A 22,059-nucleotide genomic window follows, 5' to 3' on the forward strand; every position below is an offset into this window, starting at 1 on the left:
TTTCAAGTATACAATTTTATAGCAAGGTTTTTAATGGTAACCGTGTAACTGACGGTATAGGCCTGGTGTTACCCCTGTCCATTTTTTGAAAGCACGGTGGAAAGTACTGGTTTCACTAAAGCCGACCTGTTGTGCAACATCTTCCAGAGTCAGATCCGGATTAAGCAATAAATGAATTGCGGCATCACGGCGCAGTGCATCTTTTACGCCCTGATAGCTCTTGCCTTCGGCAGCAAGACGGCGACGCAGGGTTTGTGGGGATAGATAGAGCATCGATGCAACATCGTTTAAGGTCGGCATTTCTTCACCGATCTGGCTCTTCAATACATCCCGGATCCGCGAAGTCAGCGAGTTGGTATTTTTAAATTTAACGAGAAGTTGAGCAGGTGCTGCTTTCAGGAATTCTTCCAGAGTTTCTTCATTCTGGCGAATTGGCAAATCCAGATAATCCGCTGCAAAGGTAATTTCAGTACGCGGCATATCGAACTGCATCACAGGTGCAAAGAACAGCGCATCGTATTCATCTGCATGCGCAGGGCGAGGGTAACTGAAATGTACACGTTCCAGCGGCAGACGACGTTCAATTAACCACGATGCCAGACCATGCCAGATCATCAGCATGCTTTCGGTAATAAAGTGTTCCGGATCCATCGAATTTGGAATCAGAGGAACCAGACGCGCTTCATGCTTGTCACGCTCCAGGGTTACAGACCAGTCGTCACCAAAGAGTTTGTAGAATTGAGAAGAAAGCTCGAGTGCATCGCCCAGCGTTTTGGCATGGATGATCAACTGGCACATAATCGCGAAAGTGCCCAGACGACGCGGCTGTTTGTCAAAACCGACATGTTCGTCCTGAGTCACCATCCAGAGCATCTTGATAAAACGGGTATATTGTTCAGGCGAAATACGGGCCTTCGGCTGATGCAGAAGCTCGGCTTCAATCCCAACGTGAGACAATAAAGTATCGACATCCATGCCCAGGCGCTTAACGCCATATAAGGCTGCATTGACGAAATGGATACTGATCGTATCACGACTCATGTTTAATCCTTCAGTCTCTTTAATGTTCACTAATATTTGACCTAAATGACAAAAAATAAAAAATCAATGGCAATTTACAAGAATGCAATTACCATTTTCTTACATGTTAAATTGCCGAAACTATCAAGGTAAATGGCTGAACATGACATTGTTTTTGGGCATTTATGTTCTTATGATGAGGCAAAAAGCGATATAAATAGAGTAATAACTCCAATGTCATATGCATTAAAAGGTTTGAAAATATTAGATTTTTCTACACTATTACCCGGTCCATTTGCCACATTATATCTTGCAGACATGGGTGCAGAAGTTGTGCATATTGAATCACCCACACGTCCTGATCTGGTGCGTTTAATGCCACCTTTTGCACATGGACAGGCCACAACGCATAATTATCTGAATCGAAACAAACATTCTGTCGCACTGAATTTAAAGAATCCCGAACATATTGAACAGATCAAATCCCGAATTGCGGATTATGACATTGTGGTCGAACAATTTCGTCCAGGTGTGATGCAACGGCTTGGCCTGGATTATCCAACACTCAGTGCGCTCAATCCACGCTTAATCTATTGCTCGATTACTGGTTATGGTCAGACTGGCCCTTATAAAGATCGGGCAGGGCATGACATTAACTATTTGGCTTTATCTGGGATTGCCGGACATAGTGGCCGGATCGAAAGCGGACCACCGGCAATGGGAATCCAGATTGCCGATGTCGCGGGTGGCTCTATGCATGCGCTGGTTGCCATTCTGGCAGCGGTGATTGAGCGGCAGAGCAGTGGTCAAGGACAATATATTGATATTTCCATGACCGATTGTGCGGCGACCTTAAATAATATGGCAGCTTCCGCCAGCCTGGCGGGTAATCAGCATCAGCAGATAGAATCCGGTTACTTAAATGGCGGTACCTTTTATGACTATTATCAGACTCAGGATGATCGCTATTTATCAGTAGGCAGTCTGGAGCCTCAATTCATGCAAGGTCTGGCACAGTTGCTGGATTTGCCGATCATTCTGGAAAAAGGAACTTCTTTCGCACCTGAAGATCATGCTTTAGTGAAACAGGCGATTCGCGATAAAATCAGATCCCAACCTCTATCTCACTGGCAAGCCCTATTTTCTCAGGCAGATTTCTGTGTCGAACCAGTACTAAAGCTTGATGAAGCCCTACATTCTGAGCTGGCGCAGCAACGTGAATGGGTGGTACAGGTGCCAGTTAAAGTAGATCAGCGGGAGCAAACTGAAGCTCAACTGGCTTGTCCAATCAAGTTTTCAAGATCAACTATGCGATATCAATTTATTGGTCAGGCTTTAGGCGAAACCAAAGAGTGGTAATTGAACGACTTTCTCATTTTGGTTTATGAAAAAAACTGCTAAAGATTTAAAAAATAAATCATTCACGTTAAAAATCAGAGGAAGCTGATCTAAAGCTTTATATCATTGAAAGTTTGCTAGGCTTATCAATAAAATCGCTATGAAATATGTATAAAAAGCATTTTATTGATAGATTCAATGTCGTTATCCTTGCCGACGATATAATAGAAACTACTAGCTGTACGCCATGTATTTATATACTGATTTCGATCAGCAACTGATTAATGAACGTGTTGCACAGTTCCGTGACCAGACGGAACGTTATTTAGCGGGCAAATTGACGGAAGATGAATACCGTCCGCTCCGCCTTCAAAATGGTCTTTATGTACAACGTTATGCGCCAATGTTGCGTATCGCAGTACCTTATGGCCTGATGAATTCTAAACAACTTCGTAAAGTGGCTGATCTGGCGAAAGAGTATGATCGTGGCTATGCACACGTTTCAACCCGTCAGAATATCCAGTTTAACTGGCCTGCACTAGAAAACGTGCCTGATATGCTGGCTGAACTGGCAACCGTGCAAATGCATGCGATCCAGACTTCAGGGAACTGTATCCGTAATACTACCACCGACCAGTATGCAGGTGTGGTGGCAGGTGAAATTGCAGATCCACGTCCAACTTGTGAATTGATCCGTCAATGGTCAACTTTCCACCCGGAATTTGCTTTCTTGCCACGTAAGTTCAAGATTGCGGTATCTGCGCTGGAAGAGATTGACCGTGCGGCAACTTCATTCCACGATATCGGTGTTTATATTGTGAAAAATGAAGCAGGCGAAATCGGCTATAAAATTAAAGTCGGTGGAGGTTTGGGGCGTACGCCAGTAATTGGTAGTTTTATTCGTGACTTCCTGCCACGTGAAGACCTGATTGCTTATCTTGAAGCGGTACTACGTGTCTATAACCTGCACGGCCGTCGCGACAACAAATACAAAGCACGTATCAAGATTCTGGTAAAAGCACTGACGCCTGAAGTTTTTGCTGAAAAAGTTGAAGCCGAATTTGCGCATACTGTTAAAACGTTAAAAATTGATGCTGAAACACTGGCGAAAATGGATGAAAACTTTACTCCATTTGATTACCAAGATTATGCGGATGAAGACTTCACTGAACTGTTTGCCCAGTATCCTAAGTTCAAGCAATGGTTCAACATCAATACCAATGCACATAAAGTGAAAGGTTATCGTATTGTCACGATTTCACTGAAACGTGCGGGTATTGCACCGGGTGATATGACCACTGAAGAGATGAACCTGATTGCAGACCTTGCCGACAAGTACACCTTTGGTGAACTGCGTACGACCCATGAACAAAACATTGCGCTGGTAGATGTACCACAAAAAGACCTGTTCGAATTGTGGCAGACGCTGGATCAGCATAACCTGGCACGTGCGCATATCGGTTTCTTGACTGATATTATCTGCTGTCCAGGCGGTGACTTCTGCTCACTAGCAAATGCGAAATCTATTCCAATTTCTGAAGCAATTTCACGCCGTTTTGATGATCTGGATACCATTTACAACTTGGGTAAACTGGACCTGAACATTTCAGGTTGTATGAATGCCTGTGGTCATCACCACGTGGGTAACATCGGTATCTTGGGTGTAGACAAAAAAGGTGCTGAATTCTACCAGATCACTTTAGGTGGTAATGCAGATCATGATGCCTCTATTGGCGATATTCTTGGACCATCATTTGCTGCAGAAGTGGTGCCAGATATCGTAGAAGAAATTCTGAATACTTATCTTGACTTGCGTCAGGATGGTGAAGAGTTTATCGATACTTATCGTCGTGTCGGCATTCAACCATTCAAGGAGCGCGCATATGCTTAATACCGCACTACAAGTGCTCTCTAAAGATGGCACAATTGCAGATAACACTTACCAGCTAATTGGTGAAGATGGTGTATTGCCACAGGGTGATGTAGTTCTGACTGTAGAGCAGTTAGACCAGATTGCCAATATTTCTGGTAAAAAAGCATTGTACTTAACGGTTGATGCTTCACCTGAAACTAATGAATTTCCACTTGATCAACTTGATGCGATTTTGATTGAGTTTGCAGGTTTTAATGATGGCCGTGGTTATTCATTTGCTGCATTGCTTCGCCGTCAAGGTTTCCAGGGTGAGCTGCGTGCAACTGGTGATGTGTTCAAAGATGTCTTGAACTACATGAAGCGTTCTGGTTTCGATACCTTTGTCATTAAAGAGGGTAAAGATATTCAGGAAGCAGCTGCTGGTTTGGGTGATTTTACCAATCCGTACCAAGCCTCAACAGCAGTACCAACACCGAATTATCAAACTGGGGCTTAATTCGCCTTCAACTAAAAAAGCCTCCATCTGGAGGCTTTTTTGTATTTAAATCTTAGGGTGCACGTTCTTCAAGTAGGCAGTTAATCATCCATTGCACTCCGAATTGATCCGTAAAGGCACTATAAAGTGCACCCCAAAATGTTTTTTCTAAAGGCATTTCGATTTGGCTATTCACCGATAAAGCTTCATAGAGTCGTTTGGCTTCATCCTGTTCATTGGCACCTAAAATAATCGCAATATAGTGATTAGTACCTTTTCTAAATACTGGTGTGTTTTCAGTACAGAGCTTATCATTGATATCAGAGCCCATGAGCTCTGTGTATTCATTAATTGGAAGTGAGATATGCAAAATCAGATTTTTTTCTTCATTTGATAAATCAATTCCTTGCTGTCCAGGCGTATCTCCATAACGGGTTAGACTAGAAAATTCGCCACCGAACACTGAACGATAAAAGGTAAAGGCAGCTTCGGTTTCACCCTGAAAATTAAGATAGTGATTAAGTCGCATGCAGGCTTCCTTTTCTTGTTTTGAATCCCTTTAATTTACGCCTTGAATTGAATTTGATTGATAAAGAAGCTTTATGAAAATGTAAGTAAAAGAATTTACTTTATAGATGGATTATAAAAAATGAAATATTTATAAAATAAAAAGAGGGCTATAAAAGCCCTCTCTGTTACTTGATTATAAAAGAGTTAGATCAGTTCGATTGCGACCGCAGTTGCTTCACCACCGCCAATACATAGTGCAGCGATACCACGTTTACCACCTGTGCGTTTCAAAGCATGAATCAAGGTCAGGATAATACGTGAACCTGTAGAACCAACCGGGTGACCGAGTGCACATGCACCACCATTGATGTTGACTTTCTCAGGATCAAGCTTGAACTCATCCATTGGGCACATGGTGACCATGGCAAACGCTTCATTGATTTCCCAAAGGTCAACTTCCTCAGCTTTCCAGCCAGTTTTATCCAGAACTTTCTGAATCGCACCCACTGGCGCAATCGTGAATTCAGATGGATGCTGGGAGTTTGAAGCATAAGCGATGATTTTAGCCAAAGGCGCTAAACCTTTAGCCGCCGCATTGTCGCTTGAAGTCAGCACAAGGGCAGAGGCACCGTCTGAAATTGAGCTGGCATTTGCTGCCGTAATTGTCCCGTCTTTTGCAAAAGCAGGACGTAAAGTGGGAATCTTGTCAATATTGGCATTGAAAGGCTGTTCGTCCTTATCAACGACCACATCACCTTTACGGGTGGAAACAGTGACTGGTACGATTTCATCAGCAAAGTAGCCTTCATTGACTGCAGTTTGAGCACGTTTCAGTGAACGGATTGCAAATTCATCCATCTGTTCACGTGTATAACCTTTGCTATTTGCCATATCTTGAGCAAATGAACCCATCAGGCGACCAGTTTCGGCATCTTCCAGGCCATCTAGGAACATATGATCCTTGATTTCACCATGACCCATACGGAAACCGCCACGCGCTTTTGGCAATACATATGGCGCATTGGTCATGGATTCCATACCACCAGCAACTACATAAGTTGCAGAACCTGCCTTAATCATATCTGCCGCTTGCATGACTGCTTTCATGCCTGAACCACATAATTTATTAATGGTGACGGCACCTGTAGAATCAGGCAGACCCGCTTTACGCATCGCTTGACGGGCAGGACCTTGTTTTAAACCTGCCGGGAGTACACAACCCATAATGACTTCTTCAATATCGGTTGGCTGCAAGCCTGAACGCGCAATCGCTTCTTTGATGGTGGCAGCGCCCAGCTCAGGTGCAGTAACGCTAGCTAGGCTGCCTTGAAAGCCGCCCATCGCTGTACGTGCACCATTGACAATTACGATGTCAGTCATTGTTATATCTCCCTATAAGTTTTGATCATTTTTTCTCGAACCTAAGCAGTATATTGAAAAAAGTACAGGATTAAAGTCCTAATCTGGATAAATCATAGACTCTAGGGTTTTATTAACAGGAGGCCAGATGTTCGATCCGGATATGTCCCATTTTATTCAAAACAATACGTTGCTGAGATGCAAGGTGAGTAGAACAATAATAAAAGCTGCCATTCGATCCAATCGGTAAAGCCGTCTGGGCTTGATAAGTTACGTTCGGCATACTTAAAGCACCTCGCCAACTCAAGTTACCGTATTTAAGATTAAGTTGTTCAATGTGTAAAATTTGTTCGTCATTGTCGACTTGACGATTACGGTTTTTATCAATAAATACCAGCAAATTTTTATTCCATTGGTTTGCTTGACAGGTTAATGAATCTTGACTGGGACAAATCACAATATTCTGGTGAAACACAGCTGCCTGGCTGCGTGCATAACGATTGGTTGCTGTAAGTTTCATCGGAATATTTTTAGCTTCCTGCTTGGATAGATAATCATGAAAGTAAGGCAAGGCAATGGTGACCCCAATTGCGATAAGGGCAATACAGATAATTAACTCAACAATAGTGAACGCTCTTGTTATCTTTTTATACATAGAGTTACCTGATTTATATATTATTTTTATTTGAAACATGCTATTAATTGTGCGTTTTTTATGCTTAATTGAGCGAGTAAGAAATGCCTTACTCAAAATTCAAAAAGGCGCTTAAAAATAAATTGGCAATGACAATAGGCGATTCACAACAAAAAATTGAGTAAAAAATTACTGAATTACAACGGAAATTGTAAGTAATTTTGTCAATAATTTACTTGATTAGATTAATCAAGCACTTGGAAAAATAATAAAGTGTTTGTATGATGCGCAGTGAATAGCTTAAAAATAACACTGGGGTAAAAAAAGCCTATCTCAGAATGGCCTATTAGAAGGCTTGAGCTTGAACAACAATTGTTATCTCTGGAGGATAAATCCATGAAAATGAGTCGTATTGCTTTAGCAATGCTTGTAGCTGCTCCTTTTGCTGCTGCAAACGCAGGCGTAACTGTTACTCCATTAATGTTAGGTTATACTTGGCAAGACACCCAACACAACAATGGCGGTAATGACGGTGAATTATTAGCACCAACTCAAGGTGAAATTCAAGACGATTTATTCGTTGGTGCTGCGATCGGTGTTGAATTAACTCCATGGTTAGGTTTTGAAGCTGAATATAGCCAGGTGAAAGGCGATGTAGATTATGCAGCTCCTGGTGCAGAATACAAAGGCCAGAACATTGCAGGTAACTTCTATGCAACTTCTGATGTGTTCACTGGCAACTATGACAGCAAAATCAAACCATATGCATTGTTAGGTGCTGGTCATTACAAATATAAATTTGATGATGTGCCGCGTGGTGGACGTGGTGATGAAGAAGAAGGTACACTAGGTAATGCTGGTATCGGTGCATTCTGGCACATCAACGATGCTTTAGCTCTACGTACTGAAGCTCGTGGTACTTACCACTTCGACGAAAAATTCTGGAACTATACAGCACTTGCTGGTCTTAACGTAGTTCTAGGTGGCCGTTTGAAACCAGCTGCTGACGTTGTAGAAGTTGCTCCAGTTGAGCCAGTTGCTCCAGTTGCTCCAGCTCCACAAGAGTTGACTGAAGACCTGAACATGGAACTTCGTGTGTTCTTTGATACGAATAAATCAAACATCAAAGACCAATACAAACCAGAAATCGCGAAAGTTGCTGAGAAGTTAGTTGAATATCCAAACGCAACTGCTCGTATCGAAGGTCACACAGACAGCACTGGTCCACGTGCATTGAACGAACGTTTATCTCTAGCTCGTGCTAACTCTGTTAAATCTGCACTTGTTAACGAATACAACGTAGATGCATCTCGTTTGTCTACTCAAGGTTTCGCTTGGGATCAACCGATTGCTGACAACAACACTAAAGAAGGTCGTGCTATGAACCGTCGTGTATTCGCGACAATCACTGGTAGCCGTACTGTTCTAGCTGAACAACCAGTTGCAGACCAACCAGCTGCTCAATAATTCGTTATTGAACACTGATTAAAAAAAAGCGACTCTTTGAGTCGCTTTTTTTATGGCTGTTTTTTGCATACACTTGCTGCTCGAAACTGATTTTGAGTTAAAGCATGAGCATAGAACTCCCTCAAGACTTACAAAGTCTGGAAGCTAATAGTGGTATTTATGCGATCTGGATGATTTTTCATCATTATGGAATGGATCTGCATATTCCTGATTTAGTGCAATTGACACAGCATAATAATGAGATGGGAGCTTCAAGTATTGCGCTCGCTGTTGCACTTAAAACACTAGGGCTCGATGTTGAATTTTTTACAGAAACTGATCCTGATAAACAGCCCCTTGAAATCCAGTTTTATCAAAAAGCCCAAGAACTCAAAATGCCTGTTCATGAATATCCACTTTCTTATACAGATATTCAAAAATCAGTGGATAAAGGCCATTTTGTAATCGTGTTCTACGACACGCTTGAAGGGGTGGGGAACCATTCATTAATTTATGAAATCAATGAAAAAGAGATCAGTTTCTTTGATAGTTTTAATGCTATGTCTAAAGAAGTTTTCGAACAGCAGCGTCGAGTAGAAGGTATTTGTCAGCAAGTCATAGTGATTGATGATCGTAATTTTGTCATGCGTCATAGCTGATTTCAGAATATAAAAAAGCAGCTAGTTGAGCTGCTTTTTTAATAAAGGTGAGAACTTAGTCTTTTTCAATATTCATCGGTCGAACATCCATCTCCTGATAGGAAACCAGTTTGGTTTTATATTTCCACTTATAACCTAGCCAGATCACCAGGAATAATAAAATACCGATATAAGTAGAAAGGACAGCCAACCACTCACCATCTAGAACAGCTTGATAATTCTGACCTAGAACGACAATTGAGCAAAGGATGAAGGCAAACCAAGGCGCGAACGGGAAGAATTTAGCTCTATAGGCCAGACCTTCTAGTTGATAGCCTTGAGCTAAATAACCTTTACGGAAGCGGTAATGTGAGATCGCAATCCCGAGCCAGACAATGAAGCCACACATACCTGACATATTCAGCAACCAGTTAAACACTTCCTGCTCGCCAAAGAATGTGGTCAAGAAGCATAATGCTGCAATCGCCGTGGTCGCATACAGGGCATTCATCGGTACGCCGCGTGGATCCAGATGGGCAAACAGCTTAGGCGCACTGCCTTTACGCGCCATATCGAATAGCATACGGGTCGAAGAATACATGCCTGAGTTACCCGCAGACAGAATCGCAGTCAGAATGACCGCATTCATCATGCTCGCTGCAAAGGCAAAGCCTGCTTTCTCATACAATAAAGTGAATGGAGAAAGGGCCACATCTTCTGTTGCAGCTGCCTGTAAGAGACGCGGATCATTATAAGCAACCAATGTACCGATAATGAAAATACACACGATATAGAACAGCAGGATTCGCCAGAAGATCTGCTTGATTGCGACTGGAATGGTTTTTTGCGGATCTTTAGATTCACCAGCAGCCACACCAACCATCTCGGTTCCCTGGAACGAGAATCCGGCAATCATGGCAACACCAATCAAGGCTTGGAAACCGCCTACAAAAGGCGCTTCACCTACGCTCCAGTTTGCAAATGCCGAAACACCTGGTGTGAGCATGATCTTGGCAATCATCCAGATCCCGATGATGATAAAGGCAATAATTGCCAGAACTTTCACCAATGAGAAGAAGAATTCTGACTCACCAAAACCTTTAACTGTCAGGGCGTTAATCCCAAAGATCACAGCGAGGAAGATCGCGCTCCAGTAAAAGCCCGGAATATCAGGAAACCAGAATTTCATAATAAACTGTACGGCAACCAGTTCAAAGGCAACGGTAATCGCCCAGTTGTACCAGTAGTTCCAGCCTAAAGCGAAACCGAAACCACCTTCGACATATTTGGTACCGTAGGTAAAGAATGCGCCCGAGGTCGGATTATGAGTCGCAAGTTCTCCCAGACTGGTCATCAAGAAATAAATCATTACGCCAATCAGGGCATAGGCGAGGAGTGCGCCCCCCGGGCCTGCGCTGGCAATGGTCGCACCTGAGGCCAGGAATAAACCTGTACCGATAGACCCGCCAATCGCGATCATATTGAGATGACGAGCACCAAGCTTACGCTGCAGCTGCACGCTGTTCTGAGTTTCGCTCATCATGATTCCTTAGCATTTTTTTGAGTGCTGGCAAAGAGCACTTTAAAACCTTGTTGATCAGTTTTGACTGTACATTGGCCAAAACTTTGTTCAATTAAAATTGGATAATTTAAGAAGCGGTTTGCCACAATCCACAATTCACCGCCAGACTTAAGGTGGCGACGCGAAGTTTTGCATAAAGTTTCGCTGGCCGCATAGTTGGTCTGGATTCCCTGATGGAAAGGGGGATTGCTGACAATGGCATGTAAAAAAAGCGGTGCATCTTCAATACCTGATACAGCTTTAATTTCCAGCTGCTGAGGACTGAGCTGATTTTTCTCAAATGTCATTCGGGTAGAAGCCAAGGCAAAGGCATCTACGTCCAGAGCAAAAATACGGTTCTCAGGATTCAGTTTAGCTAAATAAGCACTGATCACACCTGCGCCACAGCCAAAGTCGGCAATCTTGCCTGAGGTCACTTGAGATAAATAGGGTAAGAACACCGCTGTTCCTACATCCAGATGATCCTGACTGAATACACCTGGAAGTGCACAAATCTGCAAATCACCTTTTGGTGTGGCCACTGTATAGGTCTGTGCCCAATCTGCCAACGCTTTTGCTTCGACCGTGCAGTCTAGAGTCAATTGCCACAATTGGCAATGTCGTGCGCTGTCGAGCTTGATGAGTTTACCATAAGCCTGTAGCTGCTTTGCCGCACGCTCTACACCACCTTTCTTTTCACCCACCAGAAAAACACTGCTGCCTTGTTTTAATCGGGCTGCAATATTGTGAATCAGATAATTCAATAATTCTTTTGATTTAGGTACGAAAATAACCGCCTGATCAAATTCCTGATCAGGAAATTCTGCGCCGAAATGAACCTGGGCCTGCTGTGACTGGAAATATTGAAAATCATTATAATTCCATGTCCAAACAAAGGGCTGGATAGATTCACCACATTCAGCAAGAAGCTCATCGGTCGGTGCATTCACCAGCAATACGCGACCAGACAAATAATCATATTGTCTTAATAAAACTTCGCTTTTAGGATCCATAGATCTCTCTCCAATAGAAAAAACACTGTCCGAGTCCAACTCAGACAGTGTTCTTTGGACATGAAATTACTTCTTTACTTCAGGAAGTACAATATTCAATATGAGGGCTGCAATACCGCCTGTCGCAACACCTGAGCTAAAGATGTTACGGAATAATTCAGGAAGATGTTCCAGAATCTGAGGTACCTGCGCAACACCCAGGCCAAGTGCAAGCGAGATTGCAATGATCAGCAGGGCCCGACGGTCTAAGTGAATACCAGACAGGATATTAATCCCAGATGCAGCGACTGCACCGAACATCACCATCACTGCGCCACCAAGCACAGCTTGAGGGACGGCTTGAATCACACCTGCTACTGCTGGAAGTAAACCCAAAATCACAAGCAGAGCAGCAATCCAGATACCGACATAACGGCTGGCGACACCAGTCAATTGAATCACACCATTGTTTTGCGCAAATACAGAACTTGGGAAAGTATTAAATAAGCCTGCAAGTAGGGAGTTAGCACCATTTACCAATACACCACCTTTAATGCGATTCATCCAGGTTTGACCATCGACTGGCTGATTCGATAATTTTGATGTTGCGGTAATATCACCAATCGCTTCTAGTGAAGTCACCAGGTAAATGAATGCCATTGGAATGAATAAGCTCCATGAGAAGCTTAAACCAAAATGCATTGGGGTTGGAATCTGAACCAGAGGTGCATCTTTTAAACCATCAAAGTTGAGATGACCCATAAAGCCGGCAAGGATATAACCCACAACCAGTGCAATCAGAATTGCTGAGCTTTTTACCCAGGTAATACGCACACGGTTCAGTAGAATAATCAGTGCCAGAACGGTACATGACATGATCAGGTTATCTGCATTGGCAAAAGTTTTGTCACTCATGGCTTGATAACCACCACCCATGCTGATCAAACCTTCTTTGATCAAGGTTAAACCAATCAATAGAACTACAATACCCGTTACTAATGGAGTAATCAGTTTCTTCACCCATGGCAAAATGCGTGACACGCCCATTTCAATAAATGAACCTGCAATCACTACACCAAAGATCGAAGCCATCACCGCTTCTACAGGCGTGCCTGCGGCGACCATCGCTGAACCGATCCCGATGATTGGGCCAATAAAGTTGAAACTTGTACCCTGAACAATCAGCAAGCCTGCACCAAAGGGACCCACTTTCTTGGATTGTAAGAAAGTTGCAATACCAGAGATCACCAAAGACATGGACAAGATCATGTTGGTGTCTTCTTTAGACACACCCAATGCCAGACAGATCAGTAAACCTGGCGTTACAATTGGGACAATAATGGCCAATAAATGCTGGAATGCGGCTAAAAATGCGATAAACGGTTTAGGACGATCTTCAAGGCCGTAGACAAGGTCAAGTTGATCTTTAGAAGGAGGAGATTGATTAAAATCAGACATGTGTCAATGCAAATTAAGGCTGGGTGGCGCTATTCTAATCGAGTTACACGTCATTACAAAAGTAATTGGAAAAAAAATTGACGCTCTCTACAAACAGTCACTGTCAAAAGTTTGTATTTTTCTGTATAATTTGCCCTCAAATTTAAAGCGTATCGAATTTACATGTCAGATATTAAAACTCTCCGTAACATTGCCATCATCGCGCACGTCGACCATGGTAAAACGACTCTTGTAGACAAACTTTTACAGCAATCAGGTGCTCTTGGCGATCGCGCAGGCGAGATCGAACGTGTCATGGATTCGGGCGCTATTGAAAGTGAACGTGGTATTACCATTCTTGCAAAAAACACTGCAATTAAATGGTTAGACAAACGTACTGATACTGAATACCGTATCAACATCGTGGACACCCCGGGACACGCCGACTTCGGTGGTGAAGTTGAACGTGTAATGTCGATGGTTGACTGTGTACTTCTTCTTGTAGACTCACAAGAAGGTCCAATGCCACAAACTCGTTTCGTAACGCAAAAAGCGTTCGCACGTGGTTTGAAACCTATCGTAATTATCAACAAAGTTGATAAACCAAACGCGCGTCCTGACTGGGTCATTGACCAAGTATTCGATTTGTTCGATAACCTTGGTGGTACTGATGAACAGTTAGACTTCCCAGTGGTTTATGCTTCTGGTCTACGTGGTGTTGCGGGTCCTTCTCCTGAAGAACTTGCTGATGACATGACTCCATTGTTCCAAACAATTGTAGACATCGTTGAACCACCAAAAGTTGACGTTGACGGTCCATTCCAAATGCAAGTGTCTTCACTTGACTATAACAGCTTCGTAGGTGTTATCGGTGTTGGTCGTATTCAACGTGGTTCTGTTAAATTAAATACACCTGTTACTGTTATCGACAAAGATGGCAAAACACGTAACGGTCGTATCTTAAAAATCATGGGTTACCATGGTCTAGAGCGTATTGATGTTGAATCTGCTTCTGCTGGTGACATCGTATGTGTAACTGGTATTGATGAACTTCATATCTCTGACACAATTTGTGATCCTAAAGCAGTTGAAGCATTACCTGCACTTTCTGTAGACGAACCGACTGTATCTATGACTTTCCAAGTCAACAACTCGCCGTTTGCTGGTAAAGAAGGTAAATTCGTAACTTCACGTAACATCCGTGAACGTCTTGACCGCGAATTGATTCACAACGTAGCACTTCGTGTTGAAGATACTGACAGTCCTGACCGTTTCAAAGTGTCTGGTCGTGGTGAACTTCACCTTTCAGTATTAATTGAAAACATGCGTCGTGAAGGTTTCGAAATGGGCGTATCACGTCCACAAGTAATCATCAAAGAAATTGATGGTGAAAAACAAGAACCTTATGAAAACGTTACATTTGACGTTGAAGAACAGCATCAAGGTGCTGTAATGGAACAAATGGGTCACCGTAAAGGCGAAATGACCAATATGGAAGTTGACGGTAAAGGCCGTATCCGTATTGAAGCAACTGTACCTTCACGTGGCTTGATTGGTTTCCGTTCTGAATTCCTGACTATGACTTCAGGTACTGGTATCATGACTTCAAGCTTCTCGCACTATGGTCCGATGAAGCAAGGTACTGTTGCTAAACGTCAAAATGGTGTGTTGATCTCTATGGTTCAAGGTACTTGCTTGGGCTATGCATTGTTCAGCTTACAAGACCGTGGTCGTCTATTCGCTAAACCACAGTTAGAAGTTTATGAAGGTATGATCGTAGGGATTAACTCTCGTTCAGACGACATGACTGTTAACCCAACAAAAGCGAAACAGTTAACAAACGTACGTGCTTCTGGTACTGATGATGCGTTGACTCTTGTTCCAAACATTGAGTTCACACTTGAGCAAGCGCTTGAATTCATCGAAGATGACGAACTTGTTGAAGTAACACCGAAGTCAATCCGTATCCGTAAACGTTACTTGACTGAAAACGAACGTAAACGTCACCGTAACGACTAATCTTTAGTTTTTCGGTTCAATAAGAAACCGTAATCTTTTCGGAGGTTACGGTTTTTTTTATGGATGAAAGGTGATGCTTAAAGTTACTCAAATCTAGTAAATTAGATAAAAATGCTGGCAATGAAATAATGTATAATCCATCACAAAATTTCAAAACAAACATTGTGGAGTCTTTATGAGTATTATTCAAGAATTTAAAGAATTTGCGGTAAAAGGCAATGTCATGGATCTCGCAGTGGGTGTGATCATTGGCGGTGCTTTCGGTAAAATTATCGATTCTCTGGTGAAAGACATCATCATGCCTGTCGTGAGCTGGATCTTGGGTGGTGATGTTGATTACTCTAACTGGTTTGTCGTGTTAGGTGATAATCCAAATAATGTGACCAATTTGGCTGCAGCACAGGCAGCAGGTCTGAATGTCTTTGCTTATGGTAATTTCCTGACCATTCTCATTAACTTCCTGTTATTGGCATGGGTGGTGTTCTGGTTGGTGAAACTGATGAACAAACTACGCCGTGATAAAGCAGAAGAAGCAGCGCCTGAACCTGAAGCGACTCCGGAAGATATCGAATTACTGCGTGAAATTCGTGACGAGCTAAAAAAACGTCCTGAAGCTTAAGCTTTTGGAGTAAATAAAAAAACGGCGTATAAGCGCCGTTTTTTTATTTTCTGACCTCTCCCTAACCCTCTCCTGAGAGGAGAGGGAACCCTAAAGGAATTAAAAATCCATCCGAAACTTAATTTCGACCAAATGAAAACCAAACTGACTTTTGACTGGACCATGTAGAACATGTTCTGCAGCGGTAAAAACCAGTTTATCAATCACTGGAACGAGTTGGCCTTTTTTTACTTCACCGAGTTCACCACCACGTTTGGCAGAGTTACAGGTCGAATATTGTTTGGCGATCTTAGAAAAATCTGCACCTGCTAGAATTTTCTTTTTGAGTTGTTCGGCAGTATCTTTATCCTTAACCAGAATATGACGGACAATTGCAGTCTTCATGATTTCTTACCTCGTACGGCAGCCATACGCTTAGGTGAAAGCTTTACCTTTTTTAGCGGCTGGCATTCAGGACAATAGACGGATGCACGTTGGCCGAGCTTGATATTTTCCAGTGTCGTTTCACAGTTCACGCACATTTCTCCTGCACGGCCATAAGCCAACAGCGTCTGCTGGAAATAACCATTTTCTCCCATAGCATTGGTGTAGTCGCGTAAGGTAGAACCACCTAAGTCAATCGCCTGTTTTAAAATACGCTTGATCTCAACCACCAGTTTTTCAATCTGTTCGAAACTTAAACTTGAGGCTGGCTGTGCTGGATGAATGCCCATATTGAACAGGCTTTCAGTTGCATAGATATTGCCTACGCCGACCACGACATGGTTATCCATGATTGCAACTTTGGTGCCAACATTTTTATTTTTTAGTTTTTCAAATAGATATTCGGCATTAAAAGCATCGCTTAATGGCTCCGGCCCAAGCGTATCAATCAGTTTGCTTTGTGATTGAGCATCTAACCAGAGAATACAGCCGAAACGGCGTGGATCATGATAACGCAGCTGAATCTCTTCAAACTGAATAATCAGATGATCATGCTTGCGCAATTCTTCATTGGCTTCACACAAGCGAAAGCTGCCTGACATACCCAGATGCCAGAGCATCGTATCCTGTTCAAATTGCGCCAGAATATATTTGGAACGACGCGTAAGCTGAATCAGGCGCTGTCCTTGCAGACGCGCGAGATCATCAGGAATTGGCCAACGTAAACTAGGCTGACGCACTTCAACTTTTAGCACTTGCTGATTAAGAAGGGGAAGGAGGCTGGTTTTGGTGGTTTCAACTTCGGGTAATTCAGGCATAACACTTAGCAGCTAATATCATGAGGCTAATATTGGGCGTTTTAAGTCTGAATGCAAGTCCTGTTTGACTAGAAGTTATAAGCAGGACATTCAAAAATATTTTAACAATTGGTTAAAAAATAAACTTTAATATTGAGATGGTTTCAGATTCAAATAATAAAAATAGGAAATATATGGGTTGATTTTTCGTATTTAACTTACTGAAAAATATAAATTATGTAGAATTTATTGTTATATAAAATATATTTTCTTATAACTTAAAGTTTTACCAATAATAAAAAAATTGCTGCGTTTTTAAGTGAAAAGTTATGTAACGTTCTGTATCAAGTCATACAGGGCATGCATCAGGCTGCCTTTACTCTCTCCATATGTTTAGGTTTTATATGAAAAAGTTAAGTCTAGCTTTATTGCCATTGATGGCAGCCATGACTTCTGCTCAGGCTGAGTCTGCATTTGATTCCCAAGGACAGTACCTATTAGGCGATTGGAATGGAAAACGTACTGAGCTTGCTCAACAAGGCGTCAAGTTTGAAGCAAACTTGCTGACAGATACAGCTTATCTGGCTGATGGCGGACGTAATGAAGGGGCTGATCCTCTAACTTCTGCACAGTTATGGTTGGGTACACAGTTAGACATGGAAAAACTGGCTGGCTGGGATGGCGTAACTGTTCGTGCAGTTGCGACTGCACGTCAGGGACAAAGTACATCGGTACGTGATTTACAAGTATCTCAATCAGTACCGCATATGGCTAATGTGCAAGGGACATTTGGCCGTGGTAACCAGGACAGCCGTTTAACCGAACTTTCAATTGAAAAGAACTATAAGGATCAAGGACTGAGTATTAAAGCTGGTCGTCTGGGTCTCGGTATGGACTTTAACGTGATGGCCTGTGATTTTGCCAGTACAGCATTTTGTGCTGCGCAGATGGGTAAATGGCAGGGCAATATCTGGATGAATACCCCAGTCGCACAATGGGGGGCACGTGTGAAACAGCAGCTAAACTCTGACGTTGCTGTACAAGTCGGTGTTTATGAATTTAATCCTGATAACGGCAATGGTACTAAAGAAGGTCAGGGCTGGAGTCTGGATACCGACAATGCTGATGGCGTGACGATTCCTGCAGAAGTAATCTGGACACCAAAATCATTAGTAAATGGTTTACCTGGCAGTTATCGTGTAGGTGGTATGTATAATACTGCTGATGATGTGGCCAACCAGAAAGACGTAGCCAATCCAACAGATGCTAAAAATCGTACTTTTGCTGGCTGGTTAGCCGTAGAGCAGCAGTTGACCTCAACCGGCAGTGGTCGTCAGGGTTTACACTCATTCGCTAACTTTACCTGGCATGATCGTGATACCAATAAAGTGGACAATTCACAACAGTTGGGTCTGAAATATATTGGTCTGGTGGATAGTCAGCCAAATGATATTTTGGGTTTAGCGGTTAACCGTGTACATGTTAATGACCGCTTCGCAGATTCACGTCCAGTATATGATGCGAGTGCCGAATACAATATCGAACTCAACTACAGCTATAACGCAACAAAATGGCTGATGCTACGTCCAAACCTGCAATACGTTATAAATCCGGGGTCTAGCAACCAAGTAGATAATGCATTGGTGGTAGGTTTGACTACACGAGTGATCTTCTAAAAAGAATTTAATCACGTTATAAATAAACAGGCTCATCAGAGCCTGTTTTTTATTTTTTGGTAAAAAGTTCTGAAAAGCCACTTCACAAAAAGAGGGAATACCGCGTGTCACTACTATTTCAGCCGGTTCAGTTTGGATCATTGCAACTTAAAAATAAAATTGTGATTGCCCCGATGTGTCAGTACTCTGCAACCGAACAAGGTGAAATCACTTACTGGCATGAACAACAATGGGCCAATTATGCCTTATCCGGTGCAGGTCTTTGCATTGTGGAAGCCACCGCTGTACAGCCTGAAGGTCGCATCAGTTATGCCGATTTAGGGCTTTGGAATGACCAGCAGGCCAGTCAGATCAAAACCTTACTGCAAAAAGTCAAATCAATTTCTCCTATGCCTTTTGCCATACAGCTTGCACATGCAGGCCGTAAAGCTTCTACAGATAAACCTTGGGGCGGCAAGGGGCAGTTCGCCCCAGATCATGCACTCGGCTGGCAAACTGTCTCTGCTAGTGATATCCCTTTTCAGGACCATGAACATCCACCTAAGTCTCTAAGTGTGGATGAGATCCAACAAGTGATTCAGGATTTTGCAGCCAGTGCCAAACGAGCGGTTGAAGCAGGCTTTGAACTGATTGAACTACATGCAGCACATGGCTATTTGCTGCATCAGTTCATGTCACCGTTATCGAACCATCGTCAGGATCAATATGGCGATTCATTTGAAAACCGTATTCGTCTGACGCTTGAAGTATTTGAAGCAATTAAAGCCGCAGTACCAGACGGTTTTCCAATTGGTATTCGTATCTCAGCAACGGACTGGATGGATGGCGTAGAAAGCTGGGATGTAGAATCTTCAGTTGAACTATCCAAAGCTCTGGAGAAACTGGGTGCAGTCTATATTCACGTTTCGAGTGCAGGTTTACACGTCGATCAGAAAATTGATGTACATCCGAATTACCAAGTACCTTTTGCTGAAGCGATTAAAAAAGACGTGGATATTCCAGTCATTGCCGTGGGGCTGATTACCGATGCACAGCAGGCAGAAGGCATACTGGAGTATAAACAGGCTGATGCGATCGCGATTGCACGTGCCTTGCTTTATGATCCACGCTGGCCTTGGCATGCCGCAGTAACGCTGGATGAGAAAATAGCAATTTCTCCACAATATTTACGTTCTGCACCGCATGGCTTAAATCAGTTGTTTGAATCGTTTTAAGGCCATTTTTTCTTAGAAAGGTTTATAATAACGCATCTCAAACAACAGGACATTTCATATGATTATTGCGGTAATTGTGCCCATATTTTTATTATTGGCACTAGGTTACCTGAGTGTGAAATGTCAAATTCTAAAAAAAGAACAGGTTGAAATGGTAGGGACCTTTGTCATCAAAGTGGCCTTACCGTTACTGTTCTTTCAGTTTCTAGCCTCTAAAGATCTGCATGAAATCTGGTATTTTGAATACTTTGCGGTCTATACCTCTGTCACTTTATTACTTTATGGTTTCAGCTTCTGGCTGATGCGCCGTCAGTTCCGGAATACCTCTTCACATAGCGCTGTTCTATCCTTGGGGGCAGCGATGTCCAATACCGGATTGATCGGTACAGCAGTACTCACTTTATTGGTGGGACAGCATGCAATGACCTATACCTCTCTGGTGGTCATCATTGAAAGCATGATCCTGATTCCGATGGTGTTGATCCTGGCTGCACTCGGTACCCAACATCAAGCCAATCTGGGTAGTCTTGTGAAAAGTACCATTCTCATGCTGTTCAAGAACCCTTTATTTATGGGGGTGATGCTGGGTATGGCCTGTGCGATTTTTGAAATTCGCCTGCCAATTTATCTGGATCAGGTCTTTGCCATGATTGGACAGACTGCCTCACCTTTGGCGCTGTTCGCGATTGGTGGCGGAATCGTGGGCATGAGCCTGAAATATGTGAATCTGCAAAGTTTCTATTTGGTATTTTCCAGCAATATCCTGATGCCGATTCTGATGTATCTGGGTCTTAGTCGACTGACTCAGCTAAGTCAGGAAATGATTTATGCCGGGACCTTGATCGCAGCACTTCCTATGCCAACGATTTTCGGTATGTTGGGGCAGGCGTATGGCCTCAATGAGCGGACCTTAACCCCTTTATTGATGAGTACTATCGCAGGTTTCGTGGTTGCGAGTGGACTTATTACTTTGTGGTGGAGTTAAACAAGCTGGCTTATAAATCTATAGCCCATAAAAAAGCTCCTGTTGGAGCTTTTTTATTTTGATCAGACCTGATCAACTTTTTTTGGCAGGTGCTTTTTTCTGTTCAGCAATCATTTTATCCACTGCTGCTAGAGATTCTCTGGCCTTAGGAATATTTTCCTGTGCCAGGGCCGCAAAGATCTTTTTCGCTTCAGGCAGGTTTTGCGCAACAATACTACCGTTGGCAAACATATTGCCAATCGCCATCAGGGCAGGGATATAGCCTTTTTTCGCCAGATCCTGAATACTGCTTAAACCTTGCTGGATCGGCTTTTCATTCTTGGTTTTAAAGCCGTTGCTGATGTCATATAAGGCTTTGGCATGAATGGCCGGCATATTACCCTTGCTAATCAGAGGCTGTAATTTTTTCAAAGCCTGCTGGTCAGAAGCTGTTGTCCCTTCAGCAAATAAAAGTATAGCCAGATCTACCGTCGCTTCATCGAAATTGGCTGCCGATGCGCGTTCCAGGTATTGTTTGGCTTTGCCCAAATCCTGCTTAAGACCTAAAGTACCACCGGTATAATTCTTGCCCAGTACATAGTTGGCTACTGGATAACCTTTACTGGCGGCCTGTTCATATAACTGGATGGCCTTCTTTTCATCCTTAGCAGTACCTTGGCCAGTTTGCGTTAAATAGCCTAAGTTATAGATGGCCTGTGCATTTCCCTGGCTGGCCAGTTTGCTTAAAGCATCGTAGGCACCCTTGAAATTCTTGGCATTCACCATCTCTTCAATTTTGGCAAATTGAGGATCGACTGGGGCATTTGAAGTGTTTGCGAGGGCAAATTGACTGGACACTGCAAGAATTGCAGCAAGTACTAATTTTTTCATTGTTCCGATAACCTTAATTTTTCTAACACCTAATTCCATGGTGCGATTTTTGTCGTTTTCATCTACATCATAAGACGATTTCAGGCTTTGTAAATACTGAATATGTGACTAATTACAAATTATTTGAGAATCATATAGGAGATGAATCAATAAAGGCATGTCCGGTTTAAGAT

20 protein-coding genes are annotated in these 22,059 nt (G+C 42.8%); 10 read left to right on the forward strand and 10 right to left on the reverse strand.

Annotation, left to right across the window (positions count from 1 at the left end; genetic code table 11):
- Positions 1 to 30: 30 nt before the first annotated feature.
- A complete protein-coding gene (locus tag AC4MCD_RS03010) occupies positions 31 to 1,041 on the reverse strand; it encodes an AraC family transcriptional regulator (protein ID WP_004785199.1) in 1,011 nt (336 codons plus the stop codon).
- 213 nt (positions 1,042 to 1,254) lie between these two features.
- Here AC4MCD_RS03010 and AC4MCD_RS03015 point away from each other — a divergent pair, with 213 nt between their 5' ends.
- The 3 genes from AC4MCD_RS03015 (at position 1,255) to AC4MCD_RS03025 (ending at position 4,727) form a co-directional block, all read left to right on the forward strand.
- Entirely contained in the window at positions 1,255 to 2,379 is a 1,125-nt protein-coding gene (locus AC4MCD_RS03015) for a CaiB/BaiF CoA transferase family protein (RefSeq protein WP_491876576.1), read from the forward strand.
- Positions 2,380 to 2,605: 226 nt separating this feature from the next.
- Complete coding sequence (locus tag AC4MCD_RS03020; protein WP_180003868.1) at positions 2,606 to 4,249, forward strand: nitrite/sulfite reductase; 1,644 nt, start codon at positions 2,606 to 2,608, stop codon at positions 4,247 to 4,249.
- Complete coding sequence (locus tag AC4MCD_RS03025) at positions 4,242 to 4,727, forward strand: DUF934 domain-containing protein (protein WP_419375231.1); 486 nt, start codon at positions 4,242 to 4,244, stop codon at positions 4,725 to 4,727. Before AC4MCD_RS03020 ends, AC4MCD_RS03025 begins: the two co-directional genes overlap by 8 nt.
- A gap of 52 nt (positions 4,728 to 4,779) precedes the next feature.
- Here the strand turns inward: AC4MCD_RS03025 and AC4MCD_RS03030 are convergent, their stop codons facing one another.
- The 3 genes from AC4MCD_RS03030 to AC4MCD_RS03040 all read right to left on the reverse strand — a co-directional run bounded on the left by AC4MCD_RS03030 (position 4,780) and on the right by AC4MCD_RS03040 (position 7,230).
- On the reverse strand, positions 4,780 to 5,235 hold the full coding sequence (locus AC4MCD_RS03030; RefSeq protein ID WP_419375230.1) for a VOC family protein: 456 nt from the start codon (positions 5,233 to 5,235) through the stop codon (positions 4,780 to 4,782).
- A gap of 185 nt (positions 5,236 to 5,420) precedes the next feature.
- Positions 5,421 to 6,596 carry a thiolase family protein gene (locus tag AC4MCD_RS03035; RefSeq protein ID WP_166139143.1) on the reverse strand — a complete coding sequence of 392 codons (1,176 nt, stop codon included), beginning with the start codon at positions 6,594 to 6,596 and terminating at the stop codon, positions 5,421 to 5,423.
- 112 nt (positions 6,597 to 6,708) lie between these two features.
- Positions 6,709 to 7,230 carry a GspH/FimT family protein gene (locus AC4MCD_RS03040; protein WP_419364686.1) on the reverse strand — a complete coding sequence of 174 codons (522 nt, stop codon included), beginning with the start codon at positions 7,228 to 7,230 and terminating at the stop codon, positions 6,709 to 6,711.
- Between the two features lie 375 nt (positions 7,231 to 7,605).
- Here AC4MCD_RS03040 and omp38 point away from each other — a divergent pair, with 375 nt between their 5' ends.
- Together omp38 and AC4MCD_RS03050 are read left to right on the forward strand one after the other, a co-directional pair.
- Positions 7,606 to 8,676 (forward strand): outer membrane protein Omp38, encoded by a 1,071-nt coding sequence (gene omp38, locus AC4MCD_RS03045; RefSeq protein ID WP_419364684.1) that lies wholly within the window; start codon positions 7,606 to 7,608, stop codon positions 8,674 to 8,676.
- A gap of 104 nt (positions 8,677 to 8,780) precedes the next feature.
- A complete protein-coding gene (locus AC4MCD_RS03050; RefSeq protein ID WP_419364682.1) occupies positions 8,781 to 9,314 on the forward strand; it encodes a cysteine peptidase family C39 domain-containing protein in 534 nt (177 codons plus the stop codon).
- Between the two features lie 55 nt (positions 9,315 to 9,369).
- Here the strand turns inward: AC4MCD_RS03050 and AC4MCD_RS03055 are convergent, their stop codons facing one another.
- The 3 genes from AC4MCD_RS03055 to AC4MCD_RS03065 form a co-directional block, all read right to left on the reverse strand.
- Positions 9,370 to 10,833, reverse strand: coding sequence for an amino acid permease (locus tag AC4MCD_RS03055; RefSeq protein WP_419364680.1), 1,464 nt, complete (start codon positions 10,831 to 10,833; stop codon positions 9,370 to 9,372).
- Positions 10,833 to 11,867 (reverse strand): methyltransferase, encoded by a 1,035-nt coding sequence (locus tag AC4MCD_RS03060; RefSeq protein WP_419375228.1) that lies wholly within the window; start codon positions 11,865 to 11,867, stop codon positions 10,833 to 10,835. The genes AC4MCD_RS03055 and AC4MCD_RS03060 overlap by 1 nt, the downstream gene beginning before the upstream one ends.
- A gap of 66 nt (positions 11,868 to 11,933) precedes the next feature.
- A complete protein-coding gene (locus AC4MCD_RS03065) occupies positions 11,934 to 13,304 on the reverse strand; it encodes a uracil-xanthine permease family protein (protein ID WP_419364676.1) in 1,371 nt (456 codons plus the stop codon).
- Between the two features lie 162 nt (positions 13,305 to 13,466).
- Between AC4MCD_RS03065 and typA the strand changes: the two genes are divergently transcribed.
- Positions 13,467 to 15,302, forward strand: a complete 1,836-nt coding sequence (gene typA, locus AC4MCD_RS03070; protein WP_067731027.1) for a translational GTPase TypA — start codon at positions 13,467 to 13,469, stop codon at positions 15,300 to 15,302.
- A gap of 175 nt (positions 15,303 to 15,477) precedes the next feature.
- Positions 15,478 to 15,921: a large conductance mechanosensitive channel protein MscL gene (mscL, locus tag AC4MCD_RS03075; RefSeq protein WP_419364674.1), complete on the forward strand. Its 444-nt coding sequence runs from the start codon at positions 15,478 to 15,480 to the stop codon at positions 15,919 to 15,921.
- Between the two features lie 99 nt (positions 15,922 to 16,020).
- On the opposite strand, the gene AC4MCD_RS03080 is transcribed toward mscL, so the two are convergent.
- A complete protein-coding gene (locus AC4MCD_RS03080; protein ID WP_005237136.1) occupies positions 16,021 to 16,305 on the reverse strand; it encodes a peptidylprolyl isomerase in 285 nt (94 codons plus the stop codon).
- The gene (gene mutM / locus AC4MCD_RS03085) at positions 16,302 to 17,162 is read right to left on the reverse strand and encodes a bifunctional DNA-formamidopyrimidine glycosylase/DNA-(apurinic or apyrimidinic site) lyase (RefSeq protein ID WP_004785170.1); all 861 of its coding nucleotides are present in this window, start codon (positions 17,160 to 17,162) and stop codon (positions 16,302 to 16,304) included. The genes AC4MCD_RS03080 and mutM overlap by 4 nt, the downstream gene beginning before the upstream one ends.
- Positions 17,163 to 17,545: 383 nt before the next feature.
- Here mutM and AC4MCD_RS03090 point away from each other — a divergent pair, with 383 nt between their 5' ends.
- The 3 genes from AC4MCD_RS03090 (at position 17,546) to AC4MCD_RS03100 (ending at position 21,016) form a co-directional block, all read left to right on the forward strand.
- A complete protein-coding gene (locus tag AC4MCD_RS03090; RefSeq protein WP_419375227.1) occupies positions 17,546 to 18,817 on the forward strand; it encodes a carbohydrate porin in 1,272 nt (423 codons plus the stop codon).
- Positions 18,818 to 18,921: 104 nt separating this feature from the next.
- Entirely contained in the window at positions 18,922 to 20,031 is a 1,110-nt protein-coding gene (locus AC4MCD_RS03095; protein ID WP_419375226.1) for an NADH:flavin oxidoreductase/NADH oxidase, read from the forward strand.
- A 58-nt stretch (positions 20,032 to 20,089) separates the two neighbouring features.
- Positions 20,090 to 21,016, forward strand: a complete 927-nt coding sequence (locus AC4MCD_RS03100; protein ID WP_419375225.1) for an AEC family transporter — start codon at positions 20,090 to 20,092, stop codon at positions 21,014 to 21,016.
- Positions 21,017 to 21,088: 72 nt separating this feature from the next.
- Here the strand turns inward: AC4MCD_RS03100 and AC4MCD_RS03105 are convergent, their stop codons facing one another.
- The gene (locus AC4MCD_RS03105; RefSeq protein ID WP_159123689.1) at positions 21,089 to 21,886 is read right to left on the reverse strand and encodes a tetratricopeptide repeat protein; all 798 of its coding nucleotides are present in this window, start codon (positions 21,884 to 21,886) and stop codon (positions 21,089 to 21,091) included.
- Positions 21,887 to 22,059 lie beyond the last annotated feature (173 nt).

The sequence above is a fragment of the Acinetobacter sp. CAU_H_78 genome (genome assembly GCF_058599365.1).